Raw genomic sequence first — 22,818 nt, 5'->3', positions numbered from 1 at the left:
TATCGTCTCTATTAAGGTTATAAATTCTTTTGCTTTACTTGATAAACTCTCTGATAGGCACTTTTTGAAAATACAAATCTCCATCACCTTCGTAAAGAATACCTATGTATTTATTATCTATTACCGTAAGACAAGAATAGCCCATAGCTGCTTGTTCATACAACAATATTGAAGGTAGTTTATCCCAAGTATTACCTTCGTCGTTACTTGTTTTGATAGTCATATTTACTCTATTCTTTGCATCATTAGGATTAGAGAAGAATAAATACTGTTTTCCCTTTTTGTCCTTATATGAGATAATACTTGCCATACAATTGGGCTCGGTGAGGGCAGTGCGGGAAGTGTTGTGCTCTATCCACGTTTTGCCCATATCGGCAGTAACAGCCACTGAACGCCCGTGATAATTATCAGAAAGTTCATAATTAGAGCGATTGCGGTCGTCACGCATATTGAGCATTAGTGAACCATCGGAGAGTTCTACCACTTGCGACTCGGTAGTGTGTGATTTGGCTCCTGTTCCTACGTGCCACGTCTTGCCGTGGTCTTTGCTGTAAATAATGGTAGAATGAGGCACTTGGTCTTTATCTTTAAACTGCCCTGCAAACACCAAGGTACCATTACTCATTGAGATACCTCTTCCAGGTCCTTGGAAAAAGAGCCTCCATTCAGGATTTTTGATTTGAGAGGTGATATTGATAGGTTCACTCCACGTTTTGCCATCGTCTTCACTTTTTACTACTACTATTTGTCCTGTTTCCTCAGGAGTCATTCCACTTTTAGAGCCCCACCAACTCATTGTTTGAGGATCTAAGCCGTGCTGCCACAAGCCCATCACCCAAATAGTATTAGTTTGCTCATCTACCAAAACTGCGGGATCTCCTACTCCATTAAGACGGTTAGGTTTTCCTCCCCATTCGCCCATATCAATCACTTTTTTCATTGGCTCCCACGTCTGTCCGCCATCAGTACTGCGACTCATTCCTACATCGATATCTTCTTGCAAATCCTTGCAGTTGTTGTAACGATTGTCGTAAACGGCTATCAGTGTACCTTTATTAGTGGTTACAAGCCCTGGTATACGGTAGCATTCTATGCCGTCTTGCTTACGCTGACGAAGGGCAATAGCAAAGCGCTGTCCTTCTTTTTTAGCATTGTTGAGCGTGATTTTTGCGTCATTAGTGATGAGTTTTATCTTTGATAAGTACAGTTTTTGTAAGAGGTCTGGTTTTTGAGTAGTACGGGCAGAAAACCAAACAAAAAGGGTATCATTAGTAGCTTTGAAATTTCCTTGTAGTTTGGTATTACAACCGAGATTTGAAGTTTTAGCAAAAAGTGTTGCTTGTTCTCTTTTAGCGTTAGCACCTACATAAACAGAGAGTTCAGATAGATTGAGCTTTTTACTTTTAAACTGCAAAGAAATTTCTTTTATCTCTGTCCCTTGCTTTACAGGCAGTACAAATGAGGTAATAGGATTATCTTTATCAGTAGCCAAAGGCATTTGTGTTTGGGAAAAAGTCATTCCTTTTTGGGCATAACCAAAGCTAAGGAAGCATAATGCAATAATGGTAAATAGTTGTTTCATTTGTTAATTTGTTGATTTAGAGATTGATTATTAATATTATAGACTTTGACAAAGTTGTGATGTAAACTCATACAATATTATGCCTTTTTCACGTATTGAGTGAGGATAACGATTTGTTGTCCATCAACTTTGCCTTCTATATATTCAGCATTTTCGGGGTCGAGAGTGATTTTGCGCACAACAGTACCTTGTTTAGCTGTCATACTAGTGCCTTTTACTTTCAGGTCTTTGATAAGCACAACGTTATCACCATTAGCGAGTACTGCCCCATTGCTATCTTTGTGAATTACCTTTTCGCTCTCTTCCAAATGGTCGTCGGAGGCTTGGGCAAAAGCCAATTCTTCCTCATCTAAATACATCATATTTAGAAGGTCGAGCGACCAGCCTTCGTTTTTGAGTCGGTTGAGAAGACGCCACGCCATTATCTTTACAGGGCGGTGTTCGCTCCACATACTATCGTTGAGGCAACGCCAATGGTTGCTATCCATCGTTTCGGGATTTTGTATTTGACTAAGGCAAGTACCACATACTAAAAGGCTATCATCTGTACTTTCGTTTCTAGCAGGAGGCACTGTATATACACTTAGGTTTTCAGTAGCTCCACAGAGATCACAACAATTACCACTACGAGATTTTAGTTCTTGTAACATCTTAATTTAATTTGTAGATTTTCGATTAATTAATGTGCAAATATAGGGAGTTTTCTCTGAACTACAAAAAAAAGAGGCACGAGCTTGTAGCTCGTGCCGGCGTGTGATGATTTTTATTATAAAAACTCTACTTTTAAATAATTGATTTTACCTTCTGAATTTAGTTTTGCTGTATCTTTACCTTTAAAGGCAAAGAAAGTACCATCTTTTCGTTTTCCTGAGACAGCCCAATGAGTCTCAAGAGTATTTTCAGTAACTTTAATGGTTTCCCAAAGGTGTTTTGTAGTTTTATTCCTTTCAAAGAATTGTTTAAAAAAAGAGATTACTGCAGTTTTCCCTTTCATTTGTGAACCATCGGCACTTAACATTGTAATATCTTCAGAAAACAAAGCTATTAACTTATCAAAGTCTGTTACACTATTTCCTGCATAATCTGACAAATAGAAATACTCATCGAGAACTGTCCAACTCTTAGCTTCAAAAGGTAATTTATCAAATATTTTTTTCTCAGTACCGAGCCACATTACGGAGTTTGCCATATCTACAAATTTGAGTTCATCGGCACGGAGGTCGGCTAAGGCTTTTTGCCCCTCAGGAGTGTTGCGGGCTCTGAGAAAATCGTCTTTACTTTCATACCACAACTCACCCATAGCATCAAAGGTAAAAGGGAGGGTTTCTCGCTGTGTAGACGATTTTTCATCAGTAGGTTGAAAAGGAAATGTTTTAGCATAATCCTTTATCAATAGGGCTTCTTTATAGTTTATTACTTTTTGAGAATGTGCTTCCCATAGTTTTATAAATTCTTCTGTGCTAAGATGCTGTTTCTTGCGCACAAACATTATAATCTTAAACATATCAATATAAGTTATCAGAATAATTAAAAGATTGTCTAAAAAATTGTAAGGAATTTTACAAAACGTTTCTATAAAATATATTGTAAAAATACCTAACTATCATTATATTCAACTTTGCCAAAGTCTAAAACTTTAGCAAAGTGTAGCGACAAAAAACTTTGCCAAAAGTCGTAGCACGACAAGCTACTAAAACCTTTGGCAAAGTGTAATGGTGTTCATTTACTAATTTGCTAATTTGTTAATTTCCCAATTTCTCTTTACAAAGTCGGCAAGTTCTTTACCTTTGAGGAGACCTTGTGAAAGTCGTGCTAAATCAAAGGCTTGCTTGATAAGGCTTTCTTTTTGAACTTCATCTTTAGAGTGGAGGATAGCATCGGCTAAAGGAGAATTGCTATTTACTACTACGTGATACACTTCGGGGAAACCTCCCATAGCGAACATACCACCTCCTCCGGTAGCACTCATTTCCTTCATACGGCGCATAAACTCGGGTTGATTGATAACGAATGGCGTATCATCGCTGTCTAAGTCTTCTAACTGCACCATATAGCCTTCTTTAGGAATTACCTTCTCGATTTCAGCTTTCAGCGTGTTTTTCTCTTCGTCGGAAAGTTTAGCAATGATAGGTTCTTCTTTTTGTATCAGCTTAGCTACAGGAGCAGCATCTACACGGGTGAAAGTAAGTTTCTCATTATCACTTTCTAACTTCTGTATCAAGTGCGATACGATAGGACTATCCAACAACAACACTTCGTAGCCTTTTTCTTTGGCTTGCTCAATAGCTGTGTATTGTTGTTCTTTATTTTGAGCGTATAACACTACCAAAGTACCATTTTTGTCGGTTTGTTCAGCTTTTATTGCTTCTTTTAGTTCTGCCAAAGTGTAATACTTGCCATCGGTAGTGGGGTACAACATAAAATCGGCTGCTTTTTCGTAGAATTTATCATCGGTAAGCATTCCATATTCGAGCACTATCTTAATGTCATTCCACTTGTTTTGGAAGTCGTCGCGATTATTAGTAAAGAGTGATTTCAGCTTATCAGCTACCTTACGAGTGATGTAATTGGCAATCTTCTTTACATTACCATCGGATTGGAGGTAAGAACGCGATACGTTTAGCGGAATATCTGGCGAATCTATCACCCCTTTGAGCATTGTTAAGAACTCGGGCACTATACCTTCGACGTTATCGGTAACAAATACTTGGTTTTGATACAACTGTATGCGGTCTTTCTGTAACTGCATATCGTTAGTGAGCTTAGGAAAATAGAGAATACCGGTAAGATGGAACGGATAATCTACGTTCAGATGAATGTAGAAAAGAGGTTCATCGAACTGCATTGGATAGAGTTCGTGATAGAACGCCTTATAATCCTCATCTTTCAAATCGGCTGGCTGTTTCGTCCAAGCAGGATTAGGGTTATTGATGATATTATCAACCGTTACATATTCCGTTTTATAGTCGTCAGAGGCATTTTCAGGACGAGGTAACGGCTCTTGTTTTGTGCCAAATTTAATTGGGATAGGCATAAAGCGGTTGTACTTGCGCAATAACTCTTCGATACGGAAGTCTTCCAAAAACTCAGTAGAGTCATCGGCGATGTGCAAGATAATTTCAGTACCGCGTTCGGTGCGCAGGTCGGTTTCCTCTAAGGTAAATTCAGGACTACCGTCGCATACCCAACGCACGGCTGGAGCATCGGTATAGGATTTGGTGATGATTTCCACTTGTTTGGCTACCATAAAAGCAGAGTAGAAGCCCAATCCAAAATGACCTATCACTCCGGCGTCTTTGGCAGTATCTTTATATTTTTCCAAAAACTCCTCAGCTCCTGAAAAGGCAATTTGGTTGATGTACTTTTCGACCTCTTCAGCGGTCATACCGATACCTTGATCGATTATATGGAGGGTTTTATTGTCCTTATCGACCTTCACTTCGATGATAGGGTTCCCATATTCCACTTTTGCCTCGCCTATAGTAGTGAGGTGTTTCAGTTTAAGGGTTGCATCGGTAGCGTTGGAGATGAGTTCGCGTAAGAATATCTCGTGATCGCTGTACAAGAATTTTTTAATAAGTGGAAAGATGTTTTCCACAGAGACGTTTATATTTCCTTTCATTTTTATTTAGTTAAGAAGTAAGAGATAAGAGGTAGGACTCGTTTCTCTTAATTTGTTATTTACTAGGGGGAATATAGCGAAAAGAGTACCAAAGTAGGGGAAGGTGACAAAATGGCAGGTGCGAGCCGCACGGGCAGATAGAGAAAAGACGAAGAAAACCTCCCCCTACCCCCCTCCAAAAGGGGAATTACAGCGACGTAAAGACGAACAATGAACGAACAATGAACGAACAAAAGACGAACAATGAACGAAGAATAAATGGTGATAAAATAAAGGTAAGGTGAAGATATAATATATCAAGTTTTAACTTTGCCAAAGTTTGAAATTTTCGCAAAGTGAGGACAAATATCTTGCAAAGTATTGTTCAATAAAGGTTTTTTCCTATCGATGTTGATAAAAAGAGGGCTCTTAGTTTTTTTATTCCTGTAAAAATACTGTACCTTTGTCCGCTGAATACAAAACCTTACAGCAGTTACATTATTGAGTTATGTTTTTATTTTTTGATTTTAGCTTTCACCCTACCATAGAACTAGCTTTGCCTAATGCTTATTTAGCCGAAAAACAAAACGGATACGCCTCGTTTTACAAGAAAGCTACCACAGAAGTATTACATAGTTTGACTAACTTTGAACTATCAGAAAGTGAAGAAAGAGCTTTAAGTATCGTAAATAGTCTACAACCTAATATTCTACATCAAAAATACATCAAAAAAGGGGATAGTTTTGAGGAAATATACAAAAATGCCCTAATAAAAAAGCATATTCAGCAACAAATAGAAGAAAAAACGGCTGAATTACTTTCTATTATTGTAGAAAATAGTTTGTTTATCACTACTAACCACAATCACAAAGACGATATCAGCAAGAAAATACTACCCATAAGCACGAATATAATTGAACCTTTATTGGAATTTACAAAAATTGAAAAAGGTATTAGTTACCGGTTGTTGTTACAGAAAGACGATGAAAAATTATTGCCTTGTGAAAGCCGTATCGAACTGCTGAACAACTCATATGCTTGGATTGTACTCAAAGGGCAAGTAGTGCGAGTAGCACATATTAAAGCTTCGCACCTTAAACCTTTTTTGAATAAAGAAAGTACCTTTATTCCCGAAAAAACTTTCCCCGAATACTTTGAGAAATTCCTTAAAAAAGTACTTAGAGATGCACAGGTAGAAGCAAAAGGCTTTAAAATTATTACTCAGAATGAATTAAAAGGTAGTGAATTGGATATTTTATACGATTTCTTTGCCAATCATTACAAAATATACATACACTTTGATTACAATGGTTATACTTTTAACAGTAATCAAGCGAAAAACAATCAGTCGAACTTAGAAATAAGCCCCAATAACGATATAAAAATATATAATTACCAACGAAATAAAGAAGAAGAAACAAGAAAGTATCGCCTTTTGGAACAGTTAGGTTTTGTGAACGACGGAGGTACTTTTTCAGTTGAAAGTAAAGACCCTTTTGCTTCGTATTTTCATCTGTTGCACTGCAAAAAAGATTTGGAAGAAGCAGGTTTTGGCTTTCATACTTTTAGCATAGAAAGTGGAAAAGAGATCAGTGAACATCTGCCTGAGCTCATTTTTGCAGAAACAAGTACCGAAAACGATTGGTTTGACCTCAATATAAGAGTTAAACAAGGAGAAAATAGCTTTCATTTTAAAGATTTAATCAAGAATTTAAAAGAAAATAACCCTATTTACTTACTTCCTGATGGGAAAGCCTTCATTATTCCTCAAGAATGGTTTAGTAAGTTTGGTAGTATTGCCAAATATGCACAAATTAGGCAGGAAAAACTGCAAATTAGCAAGAGTAACTATGCACTCTTGGAAGCTGTACCCGAGATAAAACCTCAGAACTTAGTAGAAAAAGTGAGTTATACCCCCTCGCCTAACCTACGAGCTACCTTACGTCCGTATCAAATAGAGGGTGTGGAGTGGCTTTTACAACACTATTACAATGGTGTTGGGGCGTGCCTTGCTGATGATATGGGACTTGGGAAAACACTACAAACCATTGCCTTATTGGTGGCTATACACGATGCTTTACCCGAAAAAGCGACTGAAACTGCCGACCTTTTTTCAGGGATAGAAAAGAGTAAAGAGGCTCTAAAAGTATTGGTTATTCTGCCTTCATCGCTTATTTTTAATTGGTATGACGAGACTAAAAGGTTTGCCCCACATTTTAAATGCACACAATACGTGGGGACTGACCGAAAAGTAAAAGCCAAACGCTTAGGCAATTACGATGTGGTTTTTACCAGTTATCCGATAGTAGAACGCGATGTGGAACTCTTCCAAAAGTACGAATTTAGGTATATCATTTTAGATGAAAGCCAGCGTATTAAAAACAAGAACTCAAAGACATTCAAAGCAATACACACCTTAAAAGCGACTCATCGCATTGCGCTGAGTGGGACACCTATTGAGAACTCACTCAGTGACTTATGGTCGCAGATGCAATTTATCAATCCGAATATACTGAAAAGTTATGCTTCGTTTTACAAGAACTATGAAGTGGAAATCAGCAGAAAGAAAAACACACAAGCCTTAGAGGAGTTAAAGACTATTATCAGTCCGTTTTTACTAAGGCGGACAAAGGAGCAAGTGCTTGACGATTTGCCAGAAATGGAAGAGCAAATTATCTACTGTCCTATGAGTGAAGCCCAACACAAATGGTATGAAACAGAAAAATCGAAAGTGCGTAACCAGCTTTTACAAATTAATGAGCCAATCTCTGAATTTAATACTCTAAATATGCTAATGAGGCTTAGAAAAATAAGCTTACACCCTAAATTAGTAGACAAAGAGAGTAAAATTGCATCAGGAAAGTACGAAGAAGTGATAAATTATATGGAGGAATTGCTACAATCATCTCGAAAAGCACTTATTTTTAGCAGTTTTGTGAGTCATTTAGCACTTTATGAAGAATGGTGTAACAAAAAAGGGATAAAATATGCTAAACTAACAGGCGAAACACCTTCGTTTGAGCGCAAGAACCAAGTAGAGATGTTTCAGAACAATCCTACTATATCGTTCTTTTTCATTTCGCTTAAAGCAGGTGAGGTAGGGTTAAATCTCACGCAGGCATCTTATGTTTTGTTATTAGACCCGTGGTGGAATCCGTTTTCTGAAAAGCAAGCTATTGGGAGGGCTCACCGTATAGGGCAACAAAATAAAGTGAACGTAATACGCTTTGTGAGCAAGGATACCATTGAGGAAAAAATCATCAAATTACAGAAAAGTAAAACAGAACTTTCCGAAAACATTATCGATGAAAATCACATCATTAAGGAAGTAATGGAACAAATTGATAGCTTATTGGAATAATTTTTGTGCAATATTTTATTGTTAATTATCAATTATTTTTTACCTTTGCATTATTATGAAGATTAGATTATTTAAATTACCAAAGAACAAGCGCTTTAACTATACTCCTCGTTACTACGAAGGGAAGGAAGAAGGCAACCCTTTTGAGATAGGCTCACGCATTCGCAAAGACCGCGAAACTGTGACGAACCACTTCACGGAAGAATGGCGTTCTATCCGCAGTGAGAGTCGCAACCGAAAAAACGCAGGGGTAAACAAAACTTTTTGGATAGTGTTATTAGTATTAATATTGATAACTCTTTACTTCCTTGACTTTGATTTATCAATATTCAGAAGACATTAACAAAGTTACAAGAAAATATGAAAAAAACTATTGCAATTTGTGTACTCATAGCGGTGGCGATAGGATTAGGCTCTTTTTATTGGGTGAAACAGCAACGCGAATACAAAGAAGCAGAGTACAACTACCAAGTAATAAGAAAAGGGCTTTTAATACTCTCAGAGGAATATAATAAAGGCGCTGAGAAAGTGCAATACCTCAAAGAATATGAAGAAACTAAAAACAAAATTGTTAAAGAACATTAACAACATATTGTTACTATGAAAATAAAGAAAATATTAATGCTATCTGCTTTTTGGGTGACTATAGCTGTTAACGGACAAACAGCCTTTGAAAAGTTAGAAACCAGTAAAGATATTAGCACTGTGGTAGTATCGCAGAAGATGTTTCAGATGCTATCAAAAATTGACAGTAAAGATGCGGAAGCTAAAGAGTTTATGGAAGTTGCTAATAAGCTCAAAGGAATGAAGATATTCACGACTGAAAATAAAACGGCTGCTGGGCTAATGAAAACAGAAGCACAACAGTACCTTAAAACAGCAGGGCTATCAGAATTAATGCGAGTAAAAGACAAAGCTCAAAATGTGAAATTCTACACCAAAGAAGGGAAAGATGCTACCCACGTATCGGAACTGCTAATGCTTGTAGAACCGACCGAGACTTCAAAACAAACTATAGTATTATCGCTCACAGGCGATATAGACCTTAATAAAATAAGCGTATTAACCAAAAATATGAACCTCCCACAAGAGGTTAAAGAAATAAAGTAGCAGGAAAATGGCAAGATATGAATTAATTTTCCCTTCATTAGGAGAAAGTGTAACAGAGGCTGTTGTTACCAACTGGCTAAAAAAAGTAGGCGATCCTGTAGAAGCCGAAGAAAGTATTGTGGAAGTATCCACAGATAAAGTAGATACTGAAGTACCTACTGATGTGTCGGGTATATTGGCTGAAATCAAGTTTCAAGTGAATGACGTCGTGAAAGTAGGTGAAGTAATAGCTATTATTGAGACACAAGAAGAGATTAGCACTTCTGGAGAGGCGCTTGATGTTGTACAACAATCGGTTGCAAGTTTAGAAAAGAACATTGCTAACATACAACAAAGTACCTCAGCTCAGCCACAAATAGACTTCAGCAAAACAGAGCGTTTCTATTCACCTTTGGTAAAGAATATCGCTAAGAAAGAAGGTATCAGTTTAAGTGAGTTAGACAGCATCAAAGGAACGGGGTTAAACGACCGCGTAACCAAGAGTGATATTCTTGACTATCTATCGCATAGGACACAAGGAAAAGCAAAGCCTTCAGCTACTTTCGATGCTACTCCTGCCGATAAGAGAGTTTATACCAAACGCGGTGAAGAACGAATTGAGATGAGCCGTATGGGTAAACTCATTGCAGAACATATGCTAAAAAGCAAACTTACTTCAGCACACGTACAAAGTTTTATTGAGGTAGATGTAACCCGTATATGGAAATGGCGCAATAAAGTAAAAAATGCATTTGAAGAGCGCGAAGGTGAGAAATTCACTTTTACACCTATCTTTATGGAAGTGGTTGCCAAAGCACTTGTTGATTTTCCTATGATGAATGTCTCAGTAGAAGGAGATAGCATTATCAAGAAGAGAAATATTAATATAGGTATGGCTACTGCGCTATCAGACGGTAACCTAATTGTTCCCGTTATAAAAAACGCTGATGAGCTCAGTTTAAGAGGTATGGCAAAAGTAGTAAATGACCTTGCTAATAGAGCTCGTGCTAATGCACTCAAGCCCGATGAAGTGAAAGATGGTACATATACAGTAACCAATATAGGTTCATTTGGCACTTTGTTTGGCACTCCTATTATTAATCAGCCACAAGTAGGTATCTTAGCAATAGGAGCTATCCAAAAAGTTCCTGCTGTAATTGAAACTCCAGAAGGAGACACAATAGGGATTCGTTATAAACTAATACTTTCTCACAGTTATGACCATCGTGTTGTAAATGGAGCCTTAGGAGGAATGTTTGTACAGCGTGTAGCTAAATATCTTGAAGAGTGGGATATGAATAGAGTACTATAAAATAATTTTAATAATGTGATTATATAGAAAAACGGGAAGTTTAATTAAAACTTCCCGTTTTTATTAGAATATGGTTTTTCTCATAGATGAGTCCTTTAAAACTAATCTACATTGTCGTGTAAATAAGAATTGTTTTTTCTTATTTGCATCTCTCCTGCGCTATCTTTCCCCATAGAGGTACGTGATTGATTATTACTTCCAAACTTGTAGTTATAATCTTGCAAACGATTGGAACGAGAGCGTTTCATTACATCAGAGATTCTACTGTCAATAGGGTTCAAAGAAGACTCTATATCCTCTTCTTCTGCAAACATATCTAATTGACCTGAAGAAGGAGAAGTTTTGGACTTAGAATCCTCTTCTTTCTTATAAAGAATAAACTCGTTTGAGTTTTTATCTTCTGTAAAAGAGGTTGGCTTTGCTTCTATAAAAGTTCTTTCAAGCTCTGTATAGTCTTCTAAAGTATAACGAATTTCTCCCTCTTGATTTACAACAGGAGGATTCTTCCGGCGTTCTACTTGAGGAGCTTCTTTATGAATATCCTCACTCAATTGGTGAATAATTGGAGCTTCTTTTTGGGGCTCTTCGTGTTTTACTGATGTTGATTGCTGGATTTGCACTTCAGCTTTTTTTTCAACAGTCTGAAAACTATTCTTTTTAGGAATGGACTTATCTACTATTACAAACTCATCATTTACAGCAGTAACTATTTCATAATCCACCCAAATATTAAATAAATCTGATAGCGAAGACTCTTTTTTTATTTCAGAAATTGAGGAAATAGGATAACTGCTACTTATAGCATTAACCACAGTTCCTTTGGGCTCTGTTAAATCACGAGTAGCTGTTTGATTTTCCTCAAGAATATGAATTACCTTTTTGGTTTCAGCGTTCACTATTTCTTGTTGTTGGTCAGCATCAAAGCCTGTGGCAATCACTATCACAGAAATAGCTTCTCCTAATGATTCATCTTCACCTATCCCATAGATAAGGTCAGCCATATTATCACCTGCTTGCTCTTGAATAAAACTACTTATTTCAGTAACTTCACGTTGAGTTGCTTCTTTTTTACCATAAGTAATCAAAAGAAGAGCATTTTTAGCACCTGCTATCTTATTATCATTTAGTAAAGGAGAGTTTAAAGCAGCTGCTACGGCTTCATAAGCTCTATTATCACCTTCAGCTGAGGCTGAGCCCATAATAGCCGTACCCCCGTTTTCAAGTACAGTACGTGCATCACGTAAGTCGATATTTACAAGGTAATGCTTACTGATTACCTCAGCCATACCTTTAGCTCCTTTTAATAATATCTCATTCGCCTTTCCATAACTCTCTTTAATACTCAAATCACCGTATATTTCGTTGATTTTATTATTATTAATAACAATAAGAGAATCTACACATTCACGTAGTTTCTTAATACCCGCTTGTGCTTGTCGACTACGTTTTAAGCCTTCATAATTAAATGGAGTAGTTACAATAGCAACAGTAAGAATACCCATATCCTTAGCTTGCTTAGCTATTACGGGCACTGCTCCAGTTCCTGTTCCACCACCCATACCAGCTGTGATAAACACCATTTGGGTATTCCCTTCCAAAGTACGTTGGATATCCTCAATACTTTCAAGAGCCGCTTTTTCACCAATATCAGGATTGGCTCCTGCTCCTAATCCTTCAGTAAGGGTAACTCCTAATTGAATTTTATTAGGGATAGGGCTGTTTTCCAAAGCTTGTGCATCTGTATTACAGACCACATAATCTACCCCTTTAATACCTTCGTTGTGCATGAAATTCACGGCGTTGCACCCTCCGCCTCCTACGCCAATAACTTTGATATAGTTACTAATATTCTTTGGCAAATCAAATTGAATGTCCGAATTCATATCAAAAAAATCATAATTATTTGTTTCTACTTAATCTTCACTATCTAAGAAGTCCTTTAGTTTTTCATTTAATTTACTCCACCAACCTCTACTAGTTTTATGTATCTCTAATTCATCATCTTCATCTTTATCTTGAAAAACATTTATTTTTGGTGAATCTACTATTGTGATAGGTTGTTTTTCAAGTGATGAATCCTGCAAATCTGCTGATAAAGGCTCTACTGCCATTCCCTTTCCGTTCTCTATTGTTTCTTGAGCTTTTACTTCCTGGAAGCGTTTTTTAAATTGCTCTTCTGCTTCATTTTCAATAGCACTCATTACAAGACCTATAGCCGTAGAGTAAATAGGCGAAGTAAGTTTAGGGTCAGAGTTACCTGCTAAGTGCTCATTAGGATAACCTATGCGAGCATCCATTCCCGTAATATATTCTACTAACTGAACAATATGCTTCAGTTGGCTTCCACCTCCTGTGAGTACTACTCCCGCAAACAGTTTCTTTTTAGTTTCTTCGTGACCGTAATTTTTAATCACGTTAAATACTAAATTGATAATCTCACTTACTCTTGCGTGAATAATTTTAGAAAGGTTTTTAAGTGTTATTTCTTTAGGTTCCTTCCCTTTAATACCAGGAATAGATACTATCTCATTATCTCGGTTCTCTCCTGGCCAAGCTGACCCAAATTCTACTTTCAGCATCTCGGCTTGACGGGTGAGTATTCCACAACCTTCTTTTATATCATCAGTAATAATATTACCTCCTAAAGGCACTACGGCTGTATGGCGAATAATACCATCTTTAAAGATAGCTACATCGGTGGTACCACCTCCTATATCCACTAACACCACTCCTGCATCTTTTTCCTCTTCACTTAATACAGCTTTAGCAGAAGCAATAGGTTCCAAAGTAAGACCTATGGGCTTTAGATGTGCCATTTCCACACAACGAGTAATCCCTTTGATAGCGCTTACTTGCCCGATAACTAAGTGAAAGGTAGCATCTAAACGCGTCCCCATCATACCGATAGGTTCTTTAATATCTCCCACATTATCTACTTTATAGTCCTGAGGGAGTGCGTGAATTATCTTTTGTCCTGGTGAAAGTGCTATAGAGAACACCTGTTCTTTCAGGCGTTCCAAATCGTCAAAGTCTATAAGTTGTTCAGGGTCTGTACGGGTAATATAATCGCTATGTGAACGACTTATGATATTTTGTCCTGCGATACCTGCTTCTACGTTCTCAATTTCTAAGCCTGTCTTTTCTTTGGCATCTTGAATAGCATCCATAATAGATTGAGTAGTTTTAGCAATGTTAGTTACTACTCCTTTATTGATGCCTTCACTTTTAGATTGCCCATAACCTAAAATCTGAATCTTCCCGTATTCGTTCTTTGCCCCTACCATAGTTACAATCTTGGTAGTCCCGATATCTAACCCTACGTAATACTTGTTATATTTCATTTTTCACTTAAACAACTATATCTAGATGTATAGCCGATAATTTTTTGTTTAATTCGTTATTAATTAGGTCGCTCTATTCGTGTCTTTACACTTCTTTAGACGTAGCAAAGATATAGAAAAAAAGAAACTTTACAGCATTTTTTTATTAATAAGTTATCAACATTTTTATAAACAGCTGATAATCAATGTTAATAATTTGCTAAATTTCTGCTTTATTTCCCTCAATTTTAGTCTTTTTATCTCTATTTTTATCACTTTTGTGTAATCAATCGCTTACGTGCCCTCTCCAAATCTTCGGGGGTATCAATCCCTATAGTAGGAATATCGGTTAGCGCTAAACGTATTTTAAACCCATTTTCTAAGTAGCGAAGTTGTTCTAATTTTTCCGTTTCTTCTAATAAGGAAGGAGGTAACTCGGTGAACTGTTGTAATGCTTCTTTGCGATAGGCGTAAATACCTATGTGCTTGTAATAAGACACCTTGGTGTTAGGGTCGCGAGGAAAGGGAATGATATTCCTCGAAAAATAGAGCGCCTCTCCAAATTTGTTCACTACTACCTTCACATTGTTCGGGTTTGCAATATCATCTGGGTCGGTAATACGCTCCATTAGGCTTGCTACTGCTATGCTTTTAGTAAGGTCTTTAGCAAAAATATCAATTACTTTTTGTAAGTTCTCTTTATCTGTAAAAGGCTCATCTCCTTGTACATTTACAATAATATCTACGTCTAAATCTCTTGAAGCTTCTGCCAAACGGTCACTGCCACTATTGTGTTCTTTTTTACTGCGAATTACTTTGCCTCCTACCTCTCGTATCGCCTCTTCTATACGGTCGTCATCAGTTACCACATACACTTCGTCAAACAAGCGGGTATCAGCTACACGTTCATAAGTATGTACAATTACAGGCTTGCCACAAAGGTCTTGCATCAGCTTTGCAGGGAAGCGTGTCGCTCCGTAGCGGGCAGGTATCATTGCTATGAGTTTCATCTCTAATTCAGTATAAACAATATTAATAACGTCAAGGGCATTAGCAAATCAGGAAGTATAATCCATACGTTCCCTTTGTTGAAATTGTGTTTTCGCTTCATCTCAGCGATGTGTAACAAGGCTGCTCCTATCAAGAATACACTAAACGGAATAGCCGTTGCCAACCAGAATCCATCGCGAAACCAATGGCACAATATACCACAAATACCAATCCCCAACGACACAAACCCCAATTCTTTTTGAAAACCATTAGATACCCATCCTATGGTTTTAGCTACTTTCTCACTGAGTACCGAGTGCCCTACAAAGTTAAACAACCCAAAAAAGCCTACCCCATAAACCAAATGAGTGTATAATGCGGTATATACAAAGCTTTCATCGAAAGAAAAAGCATACAGTACAACAGCTAATATCCAACAAATAAAATATACAATAAGATATATCATAGTATTGTAACGATATAAAAGGGACTATCTTTCTCTTGAGTTAGACAGTCCCTTTCTTTATATAATCATTTCTACTTCATTATTCTGCCACTTGGGGTTTCATCTGGAAATCCTCCATAAACTTAGTAGTGTAATTGCCTGCTAAGTAATCGGGGTCGTCCATTAGTTGCAAGTGGAACGGAATCGTGGTTTTCACTCCTTCTACTACAAACTCGTCTAAGGCGCGTTTCATCTTGGCAATTGCTTCCTCACGGGTTTGCGCTGTAGTGATGAGTTTCGCAATCATCGAGTCGTAGTTAGGCGGAATTACATAACCACTGTACACGTGAGTATCGAGGCGCACTCCGTGACCTCCTGGGGCGTGCAAGGTGGTAATCTTACCTGGCGACGGACGGAAGTCGTTATAGGGGTCTTCCGCATTGATACGACACTCTATGGCGTGCAGTTTAGGTGTGTAGTTCTTACCTGAGATAGGCACTCCGGCAGCTACCAATATCTGCTCGCGAATAAGGTCATAGTCTATCACTTGTTCAGTGATAGGGTGCTCTACTTGTATACGAGTATTCATCTCCATAAAGTAGAAATTGCGGTCTTTGTCTACCAAGAACTCTACCGTTCCTGCCCCTTCATATTTAATAAACTCAGCAGCTTTCACTGCAGCTTCTCCCATACGCTTGCGAAGGTCGTCCGTCATAAAAGGCGACGGCGTTTCTTCGGTAAGTTTCTGGTGGCGACGCTGTATCGAGCAATCGCGTTCTGAAAGGTGACAAGCCTTGCCGTATTGGTCGCCTACGATTTGTATCTCAATGTGACGAGGGTCTACAATCAGCTTTTCCATATACATCGCATCGTTACCAAAGGCAGCTCCTGCTTCCTGCATCGCGCTGTTGAGGGCTTTCTCGAGGTCTTCCTCTTTCCATACATCGCGCATACCGCGACCTCCCCCACCGGCAGTAGCTTTCAGCATCACAGGGTAGCCTATTTCAGCAGCTATCTTTTTAGCGTGCTCCAACGATTCTACGAGCCCGTCAGAACCTGGTACGGTAGGCACTCCTGCGGCTTTCATAGTGGCTTTAGCTGATGCCTTATCACCCATTTTTTCAATCATTTCAGGCGATGCGCCTATAAACTTAATGCCGTGTTCTGCACAAATCTTCGAGAATTTCGCATTTTCCGAAAGAAATCCGTAGCCTGGGTGTATGGCATCGGCATTGGTAATTTCGGCAGCGGCTATAATATTAGGTATTTTTAAGTATGAATCTTTGCTGGGTGGAGGACCTATACACACAGCTTCATCGGCAAAGCGCACGTGCAAGCTGTCAGCATCGGCAGTAGAATATACGGCTACCGATTTGATACCCATTTCGCGACACGTACGTATCACGCGTAAGGCAATTTCTCCACGGTTGGCTATCAATATTTTTTTAAACATAATTGTTTGGTTTATGAAGGATCCACTAAATACAATGGCTGGTCAAATTCTACAGGTGAAGAATCATCAACCAATATTTTAACTATCTTACCAGAAACTTCTGATTCTATTTCGTTGAAGAGTTTCATCGCCTCAATAATGCAAATCACACTACCTTTGGCTATGGTAGAACCTACTTCCACAAATAGCGGTTTGTCTGGACCAGGACGACGATAAAAAGTACCAATCATCGGCGATTTAATAGTAATGTATTTGCTATCATCATCGGCAGGTGTTGCTGGTTTGCTGTCAGCAGGTTCAGCTGTAGGAAGTTGTTGTACAGGCACTTGCTGTTGCAAAGGCAATTGCGGTAGCTGTTGTGCTACGGGCAATTGTTGTACAAACACTTGCTCTTTGCCACTTTCATCAGGGTTCGTTTTAATGGTGATTTTTACATCTTCCATTTCCAATTTCACTTCGCTTGCCCCCGACTTGGCAACAAACTTAATTAAATTTTGAATGTCTCTTAAATCCATACGTGTATTGTATTTTTCTCAATGGTTGTTCCTTATTTGTGATAAAGGGCTCCGTCGTATGCCCATTTTAAGTAAATAGCTCCCCAAGTGAAACCTCCCCCAAAGGCTGCCAATACTATATTGTCCCCTTTTTTGAGTTGGTTTTCATAGTCGTTAAGAGCTAAGATGATGGTTGCCGAAGTTGTATTGCCGTACTTGTGAATGTTGAGCATCACTTTTTCAGCAGGTAATCCCATACGCTCGGCAGTAGCATCAATAATACGTTTATTAGCTTGGTGAGGCGTAAGCCATTGCACTTCGTTTGAGGTCAAACCGTTGCGTTTGATAAGCTCCTCTGCTATGTCTGCCATTCCTGTAACCGCATATTTAAACACCGTTTTACCGTCTTGGAATACAAAATGGTCTTTGTTAGCCACTGTTTCAGCCGTAGTCGGACAGAGAGAACCTCCTGCTTTGATGTACAAATAGTTACGTCCTATACCATCACTTCTTAAGAGTTCGTCCTGTACACCTAAACCTTCATAGTTAGGTTCAAAGAGTGCAGCCCCTCCCCCATCGCCGAAGATAATGCAAGTAGCTCTATCGGTATAGTCTATGATAGACGACATCTTATCTGCCCCCACCAAGAGTACTTTTTTATAACGCCCTGATTCTATGTATTTAGCAGCTACCGAAACCCCAAATAGGAAGCTCGAACACGCAGCTTGCAAATCGAATGAAAAAGCATTCACAGCGCCTATTTGCGACGCTACATAAGGACCTGTAAGGGCTACAGGCATATCAGGGGTAGCCGTAGCCAAAATAACTAAGTCTATTTCTTTGGGGTCGAGACCTGTTTTGCGAATAAGGTCTTTAGCGGCTTCAATTCCTAAAAATGATGAACCTTTATTAGGGTCTTTAAGTATGCGTCTTTCTTTGATACCTGTACGGGTGTAAATCCACTCATCGTTAGTATCTACCATTTTTTCTAACATTTCATTGGTTAGAACATCTTCAGGTACATAGCCTCCGATAGCCGTAATGGCAGCGGTTATTTTCTCCATCGTAATTCTCTAAATTAATTTTTATATAACTCACATAGTGATTATTAACTCCAATAAGTAGTTTTTTCACAAAGCCCACTATGTAAATTTGGGGCAAAAGTACATAATATTTTTGATTTAGCACCAATATGCAAAGAGTTTTTTTATTGAATATCCTTTTAAAAGCTTATTTTTAATGATGCAAAATTTTTACAAATAAATAAATCCCTAATAAAATCAGCTTTTAAACTATTATAAAACACCCTATCTCCACCCTGCTACTCAGGTTTCATTTGTTCATCATTCGTTTATGTATAAACTTTGCAGAAGTTTGAAACTCTATCAAAGTTAAAAACCTTCAATAACCATCTTTTTATCTTTACCTCAACTTCAACTTACCTTCGCTTTAGCAACGCTCTTCCTTCGTCTTTTTCTCATCTGCCCATTCGAATCGCACCGTCTTTTATTCGTCTTTTCTCTATCTGCCCTTGTGGCTCGCACTGTTCATTGTTCGTTCTTTGTTCGTTCTTTGTTCGTTCTTTGTTCGTTCTTTGTTCGTTCTTTGTTCGTTCTTTGTTCGTCTTTTGTTCGTCTTTTCTCTATCTGCCCGTGCGGCTCGCACCGTCTTTTGTTTATCTGCCCGTGCGGCTCACACCGTCTTTCCTATAAGCTTTCTATAAGCTTCTCCCAAATTAACCATTAATCATTAACCATTAATCATTAAATAAGGCTTCCTATAAGCTCTCTAAATCTACATTATTTTATTTCCCCTCCCCCATTTGCTAATTTGCTAATTAACCCATTTACTAATTTTATCCGCTTGTGTGGCTTGCACCTGCCCGTGCGGCTCGCACCTCACACCGTCATTGATTGGGTATTATTGGTATTTCTGGCATTTTTGATATTAATCAGTATTATTAACATTTTTGGTATTATGGTATTAATTCAGTTTCAATTCGTATCTTTGCAAAGTAATTATAAACTTTTGTACCAATGAAAATATTCTATGCGTTTGCTATTATTGGAATTATGCTATTGGGCATAGCCCATTCAGCACTTAGTTTCAAGAAATACGACCAACTTTCGGCAGAAGCCTTTTGGTTTTTCAGTGCAGGGTTAGCCCTTATCTTTGCCGGTTTAGCCAATGGCTTACACTATCAGTTACAACTGCCTATTACTTTTCGTTATGTACTTGCTATAAACGTGCTATTAGTACTTTTTACAGTATTTTTAGCAATAAAAGTACCTGCTTCCACTACCCTTTTAGTAGCGATATTCTCAGCACTACTTTGCATAGCAATTTTACTAAACAAATAAATAGGCAAGTTATTGTATTCATAACTCAATTACGATGAGTTTAATAAAAAAGAGCTGTTCAACAATGAACAGCTCTTTTTATCCGCTCTGTGTGAGACTTTAAAAAAAATGAAGCTCTATTTTCTTTTAATTTGTAACTAATTTTTATTTCAAATCTGTCGTTTGCGACACTTCTTTTAGAACAAAATTTCATTAAACCTTATACTTACTTACCTTAAGGCTTATAAATAACTTTACCATTAGAAATAGACCCAAACTCATAAATGATAATATAGAATCCTTTTGCGTATCTCGACATATTAAAATCTAAGCTTTTGCCGAAATCTAAATCTCCTTGTAAAATTCTCTTACCCGAAAAGTCAAATACTTTAACTCCAATTTTATCTAAATTATCGCGATTATTTAAGTAGTATAATACTTTTTGGAGCTCTTTATCGTTTAACTCTTTTCCTGAATATTTAGCGTCCAACCATTGCTGTAAATCCTCTGTTTGAACACGCAAAGTCGAAGTCCTATTCGTGAAAAATTCATATACAGGAATATCTTCATTTGTGCTTTTAACGGGACTATTATAAGCAGAAGCCGACCTAAATGAAGTTTGGTGTATTGCTCCGTAATAGCGGGCTATAGTATTAGACCATTTTGTAGGGGTACCACAGTCTGATATATATCTCATTTTCGTTTCCACAACAAGAGGATCAGCAGTATATCGTTTAGCTACAAATTCCTCTTCCCTATTTGTACCTCTAAATTCAAAATTGTCCTTGGGGTCTTTGTAAACAATAGTATTTTTCCACTCTACTTTTATTGACGCTCCTCCCATATAATCATCCAATATTACGTGTTTTATTATTTTTGGGGAACCATCACAACACGGAGTACCATAAGGTGATTGTGGGTGATTTTTGATAGTATATTGAGCGTTAGCCCAATTTCCTTGGTATCTCACGTAAACCTCTTTTTCAAAAGATTTTACAGTGCCATCTTTATAAGTTACAACAGCTTTAATAGTTCTATTTCCATCCCAATAGGTACCTCTAAACACACAACTTTTAGTACCTTGTCCTGAAACAATTTCCAATCTATATTCAGGATCTTCCCATTTAATAGTAGCATCATTAGGGATAGGAGCTATTAACTCAAAAGTAGCATCTGTTCTCAAGCAAAATTCATCAGGGCCTGCAATAGTGGCTTTCTGCAAAGCCTTATAAGCATCTACCAACCCATAACCCATCTCATTGTTCCAAGTGCCATTAGGACGAGTATAAGTGTTTTGGTAGTTATAACCTCCTACTTTTTGTGCGGTTTGTTCTATGATATCAGCTACTTGTTTAACTGTTAAATCAGGATTTACTGAGAGTATTAAGGCAGCTACTCCTGCTACGTGAGGACAAGCTGAAGAGGTACCATTAAAGCAATTAGTATAATCTTTATCTGAAAAATCTGAAGTTAGTTTAGTACCTCCTGCCTCTCTATGTATAAATACTTTAGGATTATATCCATTATCTCCTTGCAAATCTGTAGTAGCAATAAGAACTCCTGGTGCCATCACATCTAATTCTTTTCCATAACAACTCCCCCATTGTTCTGTATCACAAGAAGAAGGATTCTTTCTTTCCCCACAAGGACTCATAGCTCCTACTGCTATAATATCAGGATTACTATTGGCTGGATATTGCACTTCATTATTACTATTCCCTGTTGCGAAAACTACTACACAACCTTTCCCATTACGCCCTTTTGTTAAAGCATTTGTGATAGCATTATCAACATAACTATTAGGGAGACCTCCCCAAGAATTACTAATAATATCAGCTCCATTTTGCCAAGCCCAATTAATCCCTTCTGATATTTTCATATTTCCGTTAATTATTCCATAAACACCTAAAGGATAACTAATAGACATTAATGTAGATTCAGGAGCAACTCCTGTTATTCCAACTTCATTATCTACAGCCCCTATAATTCCAGCACAAGCAGTTCCGTGGGGTCCCCAAACAGTACTTGGAGAACTTCCTTTTTCCGTATCATAACTTAGAGAGAAGATATTATCTTTTAAATCGGGGTGATTCAATTCTATACCGTGATCAACTACAGCTACTTTTACACCTTTCCCTTTTGAAATTCTCCAAGCTTGTAATGCCTTAATATCGATCTCTTTTCTCCCTCCATACTGTCCTGTATTATTCAACCCCCATTGTTTATCTGTAAATTTATTGGTATCTAAAAGTCTATTGCCTCCAATGAAATCAGGTTCAGCAGTTTCAAAATATTTAGATTCGTAAAATATATTTGCTAATTCTAAGGTATTGTAGATATTTTCTTTTGTTCTCGATAAAGTATACCAAAGAGGCATATATTTATCTTGCATTACCACTCTACATTTATACTTTTCGGCATACTCATAAAGTATTGAAATATCAGATGCCCTTCTGAGTTTTACATAAAAGTAGTTTGAAAGACCTATTTTGTCGTTACCTTTTGTTTTAAAGAGAGGAGAAACAGATAAAATATCAGGATTTGATTTTAATACATTTACTCTATCCTGATAGGTTTGCATTGAAACATCATCACCTATTTTGACTTCTCCTAAATATATTCCTTCACTAAGGGCAGGCCTTCCTTGTATAGAAACATTATTAGGTAATTTAGACACACTCATTTCTTTTGACGAAATAAGAAGGTAGTCCTTATTTAACTCAAGAGCTATTTTTTTACCTTTATAGTAATAAAAATACTCATTAACAGTTTGCCCAATTAAAAATATCGGCAAAAAGAAACTTAATAGTAATATATATCTTTTCATCTTTA

Annotated in this window: 19 protein-coding genes; 6 read left to right on the top strand and 13 right to left on the bottom strand. The window is 37.5% G+C overall.

Annotation, left to right across the window (positions count from 1 at the left end; genetic code table 11):
* Nucleotides 1-34 precede the first annotated feature (34 nt).
* From C3V44_RS00890 to htpG, 4 genes are all read right to left on the bottom strand, one after another.
* Nucleotides 35-1,582, bottom strand: coding sequence for an exo-alpha-sialidase (locus C3V44_RS00890; protein ID WP_106095207.1), 1,548 nt, complete (start codon nt 1,580-1,582; stop codon nt 35-37).
* Nucleotides 1,583-1,659: 77 nt separating this feature from the next.
* The gene (locus C3V44_RS00885; protein WP_106095206.1) at nt 1,660-2,232 is read right to left on the bottom strand and encodes an alkylphosphonate utilization protein; all 573 of its coding nucleotides are present in this window, start codon (nt 2,230-2,232) and stop codon (nt 1,660-1,662) included.
* 116 nt (nt 2,233-2,348) lie between these two features.
* Complete coding sequence (locus tag C3V44_RS00880; protein WP_106095205.1) at nt 2,349-3,086, bottom strand: EthD domain-containing protein; 738 nt, start codon at nt 3,084-3,086, stop codon at nt 2,349-2,351.
* Between the two features lie 222 nt (nt 3,087-3,308).
* Nucleotides 3,309-5,204 carry a molecular chaperone HtpG gene (gene htpG / locus C3V44_RS00875; RefSeq protein WP_106095204.1) on the bottom strand — a complete coding sequence of 632 codons (1,896 nt, stop codon included), beginning with the start codon at nt 5,202-5,204 and terminating at the stop codon, nt 3,309-3,311.
* Nucleotides 5,205-5,691: 487 nt separating this feature from the next.
* Here htpG and C3V44_RS00865 point away from each other — a divergent pair, with 487 nt between their 5' ends.
* The 5 genes from C3V44_RS00865 to C3V44_RS00845 are packed head-to-tail and all read left to right on the top strand — an operon-like array spanning nt 5,692 to nt 10,945.
* Nucleotides 5,692-8,544 (top strand): DEAD/DEAH box helicase, encoded by a 2,853-nt coding sequence (locus tag C3V44_RS00865; RefSeq protein WP_106095203.1) that lies wholly within the window; start codon nt 5,692-5,694, stop codon nt 8,542-8,544.
* A 55-nt stretch (nt 8,545-8,599) separates the two neighbouring features.
* Nucleotides 8,600-8,887 (top strand): hypothetical protein, encoded by a 288-nt coding sequence (locus C3V44_RS00860; RefSeq protein WP_106095202.1) that lies wholly within the window; start codon nt 8,600-8,602, stop codon nt 8,885-8,887.
* 17 nt (nt 8,888-8,904) lie between these two features.
* Nucleotides 8,905-9,129, top strand: coding sequence for a hypothetical protein (locus C3V44_RS00855; RefSeq protein ID WP_009419794.1), 225 nt, complete (start codon nt 8,905-8,907; stop codon nt 9,127-9,129).
* A gap of 15 nt (nt 9,130-9,144) precedes the next feature.
* Nucleotides 9,145-9,654: a DUF4252 domain-containing protein gene (locus C3V44_RS00850; protein ID WP_106095201.1), complete on the top strand. Its 510-nt coding sequence runs from the start codon at nt 9,145-9,147 to the stop codon at nt 9,652-9,654.
* A gap of 7 nt (nt 9,655-9,661) precedes the next feature.
* The gene (locus C3V44_RS00845; RefSeq protein ID WP_106095200.1) at nt 9,662-10,945 is read left to right on the top strand and encodes a dihydrolipoamide acetyltransferase family protein; all 1,284 of its coding nucleotides are present in this window, start codon (nt 9,662-9,664) and stop codon (nt 10,943-10,945) included.
* 101 nt (nt 10,946-11,046) lie between these two features.
* Here the strand turns inward: C3V44_RS00845 and ftsZ are convergent, their stop codons facing one another.
* The 8 genes from ftsZ to C3V44_RS11990 form a co-directional block, all read right to left on the bottom strand.
* Nucleotides 11,047-12,828, bottom strand: coding sequence for a cell division protein FtsZ (gene ftsZ / locus C3V44_RS00840; protein WP_106095199.1), 1,782 nt, complete (start codon nt 12,826-12,828; stop codon nt 11,047-11,049).
* A gap of 30 nt (nt 12,829-12,858) precedes the next feature.
* Complete coding sequence (ftsA, locus tag C3V44_RS00835) at nt 12,859-14,286, bottom strand: cell division protein FtsA (RefSeq protein WP_106095198.1); 1,428 nt, start codon at nt 14,284-14,286, stop codon at nt 12,859-12,861.
* Nucleotides 14,287-14,537: 251 nt separating this feature from the next.
* Nucleotides 14,538-15,275, bottom strand: a complete 738-nt coding sequence (kdsB, locus tag C3V44_RS00830; protein WP_106095197.1) for a 3-deoxy-manno-octulosonate cytidylyltransferase — start codon at nt 15,273-15,275, stop codon at nt 14,538-14,540.
* A gap of 2 nt (nt 15,276-15,277) precedes the next feature.
* A complete protein-coding gene (locus C3V44_RS00825) occupies nt 15,278-15,721 on the bottom strand; it encodes a DUF6790 family protein (RefSeq protein WP_106095196.1) in 444 nt (147 codons plus the stop codon).
* A 79-nt stretch (nt 15,722-15,800) separates the two neighbouring features.
* Entirely contained in the window at nt 15,801-17,153 is a 1,353-nt protein-coding gene (gene accC / locus C3V44_RS00820) for an acetyl-CoA carboxylase biotin carboxylase subunit (RefSeq protein WP_009419788.1), read from the bottom strand.
* Nucleotides 17,154-17,164: 11 nt separating this feature from the next.
* On the bottom strand, nt 17,165-17,668 hold the full coding sequence (gene accB / locus C3V44_RS00815) for an acetyl-CoA carboxylase biotin carboxyl carrier protein (protein WP_002672720.1): 504 nt from the start codon (nt 17,666-17,668) through the stop codon (nt 17,165-17,167).
* Nucleotides 17,669-17,700: 32 nt separating this feature from the next.
* Nucleotides 17,701-18,711 (bottom strand): beta-ketoacyl-ACP synthase III, encoded by a 1,011-nt coding sequence (locus C3V44_RS00810; protein ID WP_002672722.1) that lies wholly within the window; start codon nt 18,709-18,711, stop codon nt 17,701-17,703.
* A gap of 457 nt (nt 18,712-19,168) precedes the next feature.
* Nucleotides 19,169-19,312, bottom strand: coding sequence for a hypothetical protein (locus C3V44_RS11990; RefSeq protein WP_164996593.1), 144 nt, complete (start codon nt 19,310-19,312; stop codon nt 19,169-19,171).
* A 371-nt stretch (nt 19,313-19,683) separates the two neighbouring features.
* Here C3V44_RS11990 and C3V44_RS00800 point away from each other — a divergent pair, with 371 nt between their 5' ends.
* Nucleotides 19,684-20,007 (top strand): hypothetical protein, encoded by a 324-nt coding sequence (locus C3V44_RS00800; protein ID WP_106095195.1) that lies wholly within the window; start codon nt 19,684-19,686, stop codon nt 20,005-20,007.
* Nucleotides 20,008-20,221: 214 nt separating this feature from the next.
* Here C3V44_RS00800 and C3V44_RS00795 read toward each other — a convergent pair whose 3' ends face one another.
* The gene (locus C3V44_RS00795; protein WP_106095194.1) at nt 20,222-22,813 is read right to left on the bottom strand and encodes a S8 family serine peptidase; all 2,592 of its coding nucleotides are present in this window, start codon (nt 22,811-22,813) and stop codon (nt 20,222-20,224) included.
* Between the last annotated feature and the right edge of the window lie 5 nt (nt 22,814-22,818).

The organism is Capnocytophaga sp. oral taxon 864, from assembly GCF_002998835.1.
In the GTDB taxonomy this organism is placed as follows: domain Bacteria; phylum Bacteroidota; class Bacteroidia; order Flavobacteriales; family Flavobacteriaceae; genus Capnocytophaga; species Capnocytophaga ochracea.
This window is presented reverse-complemented; position numbering and strand designations above follow the sequence as displayed.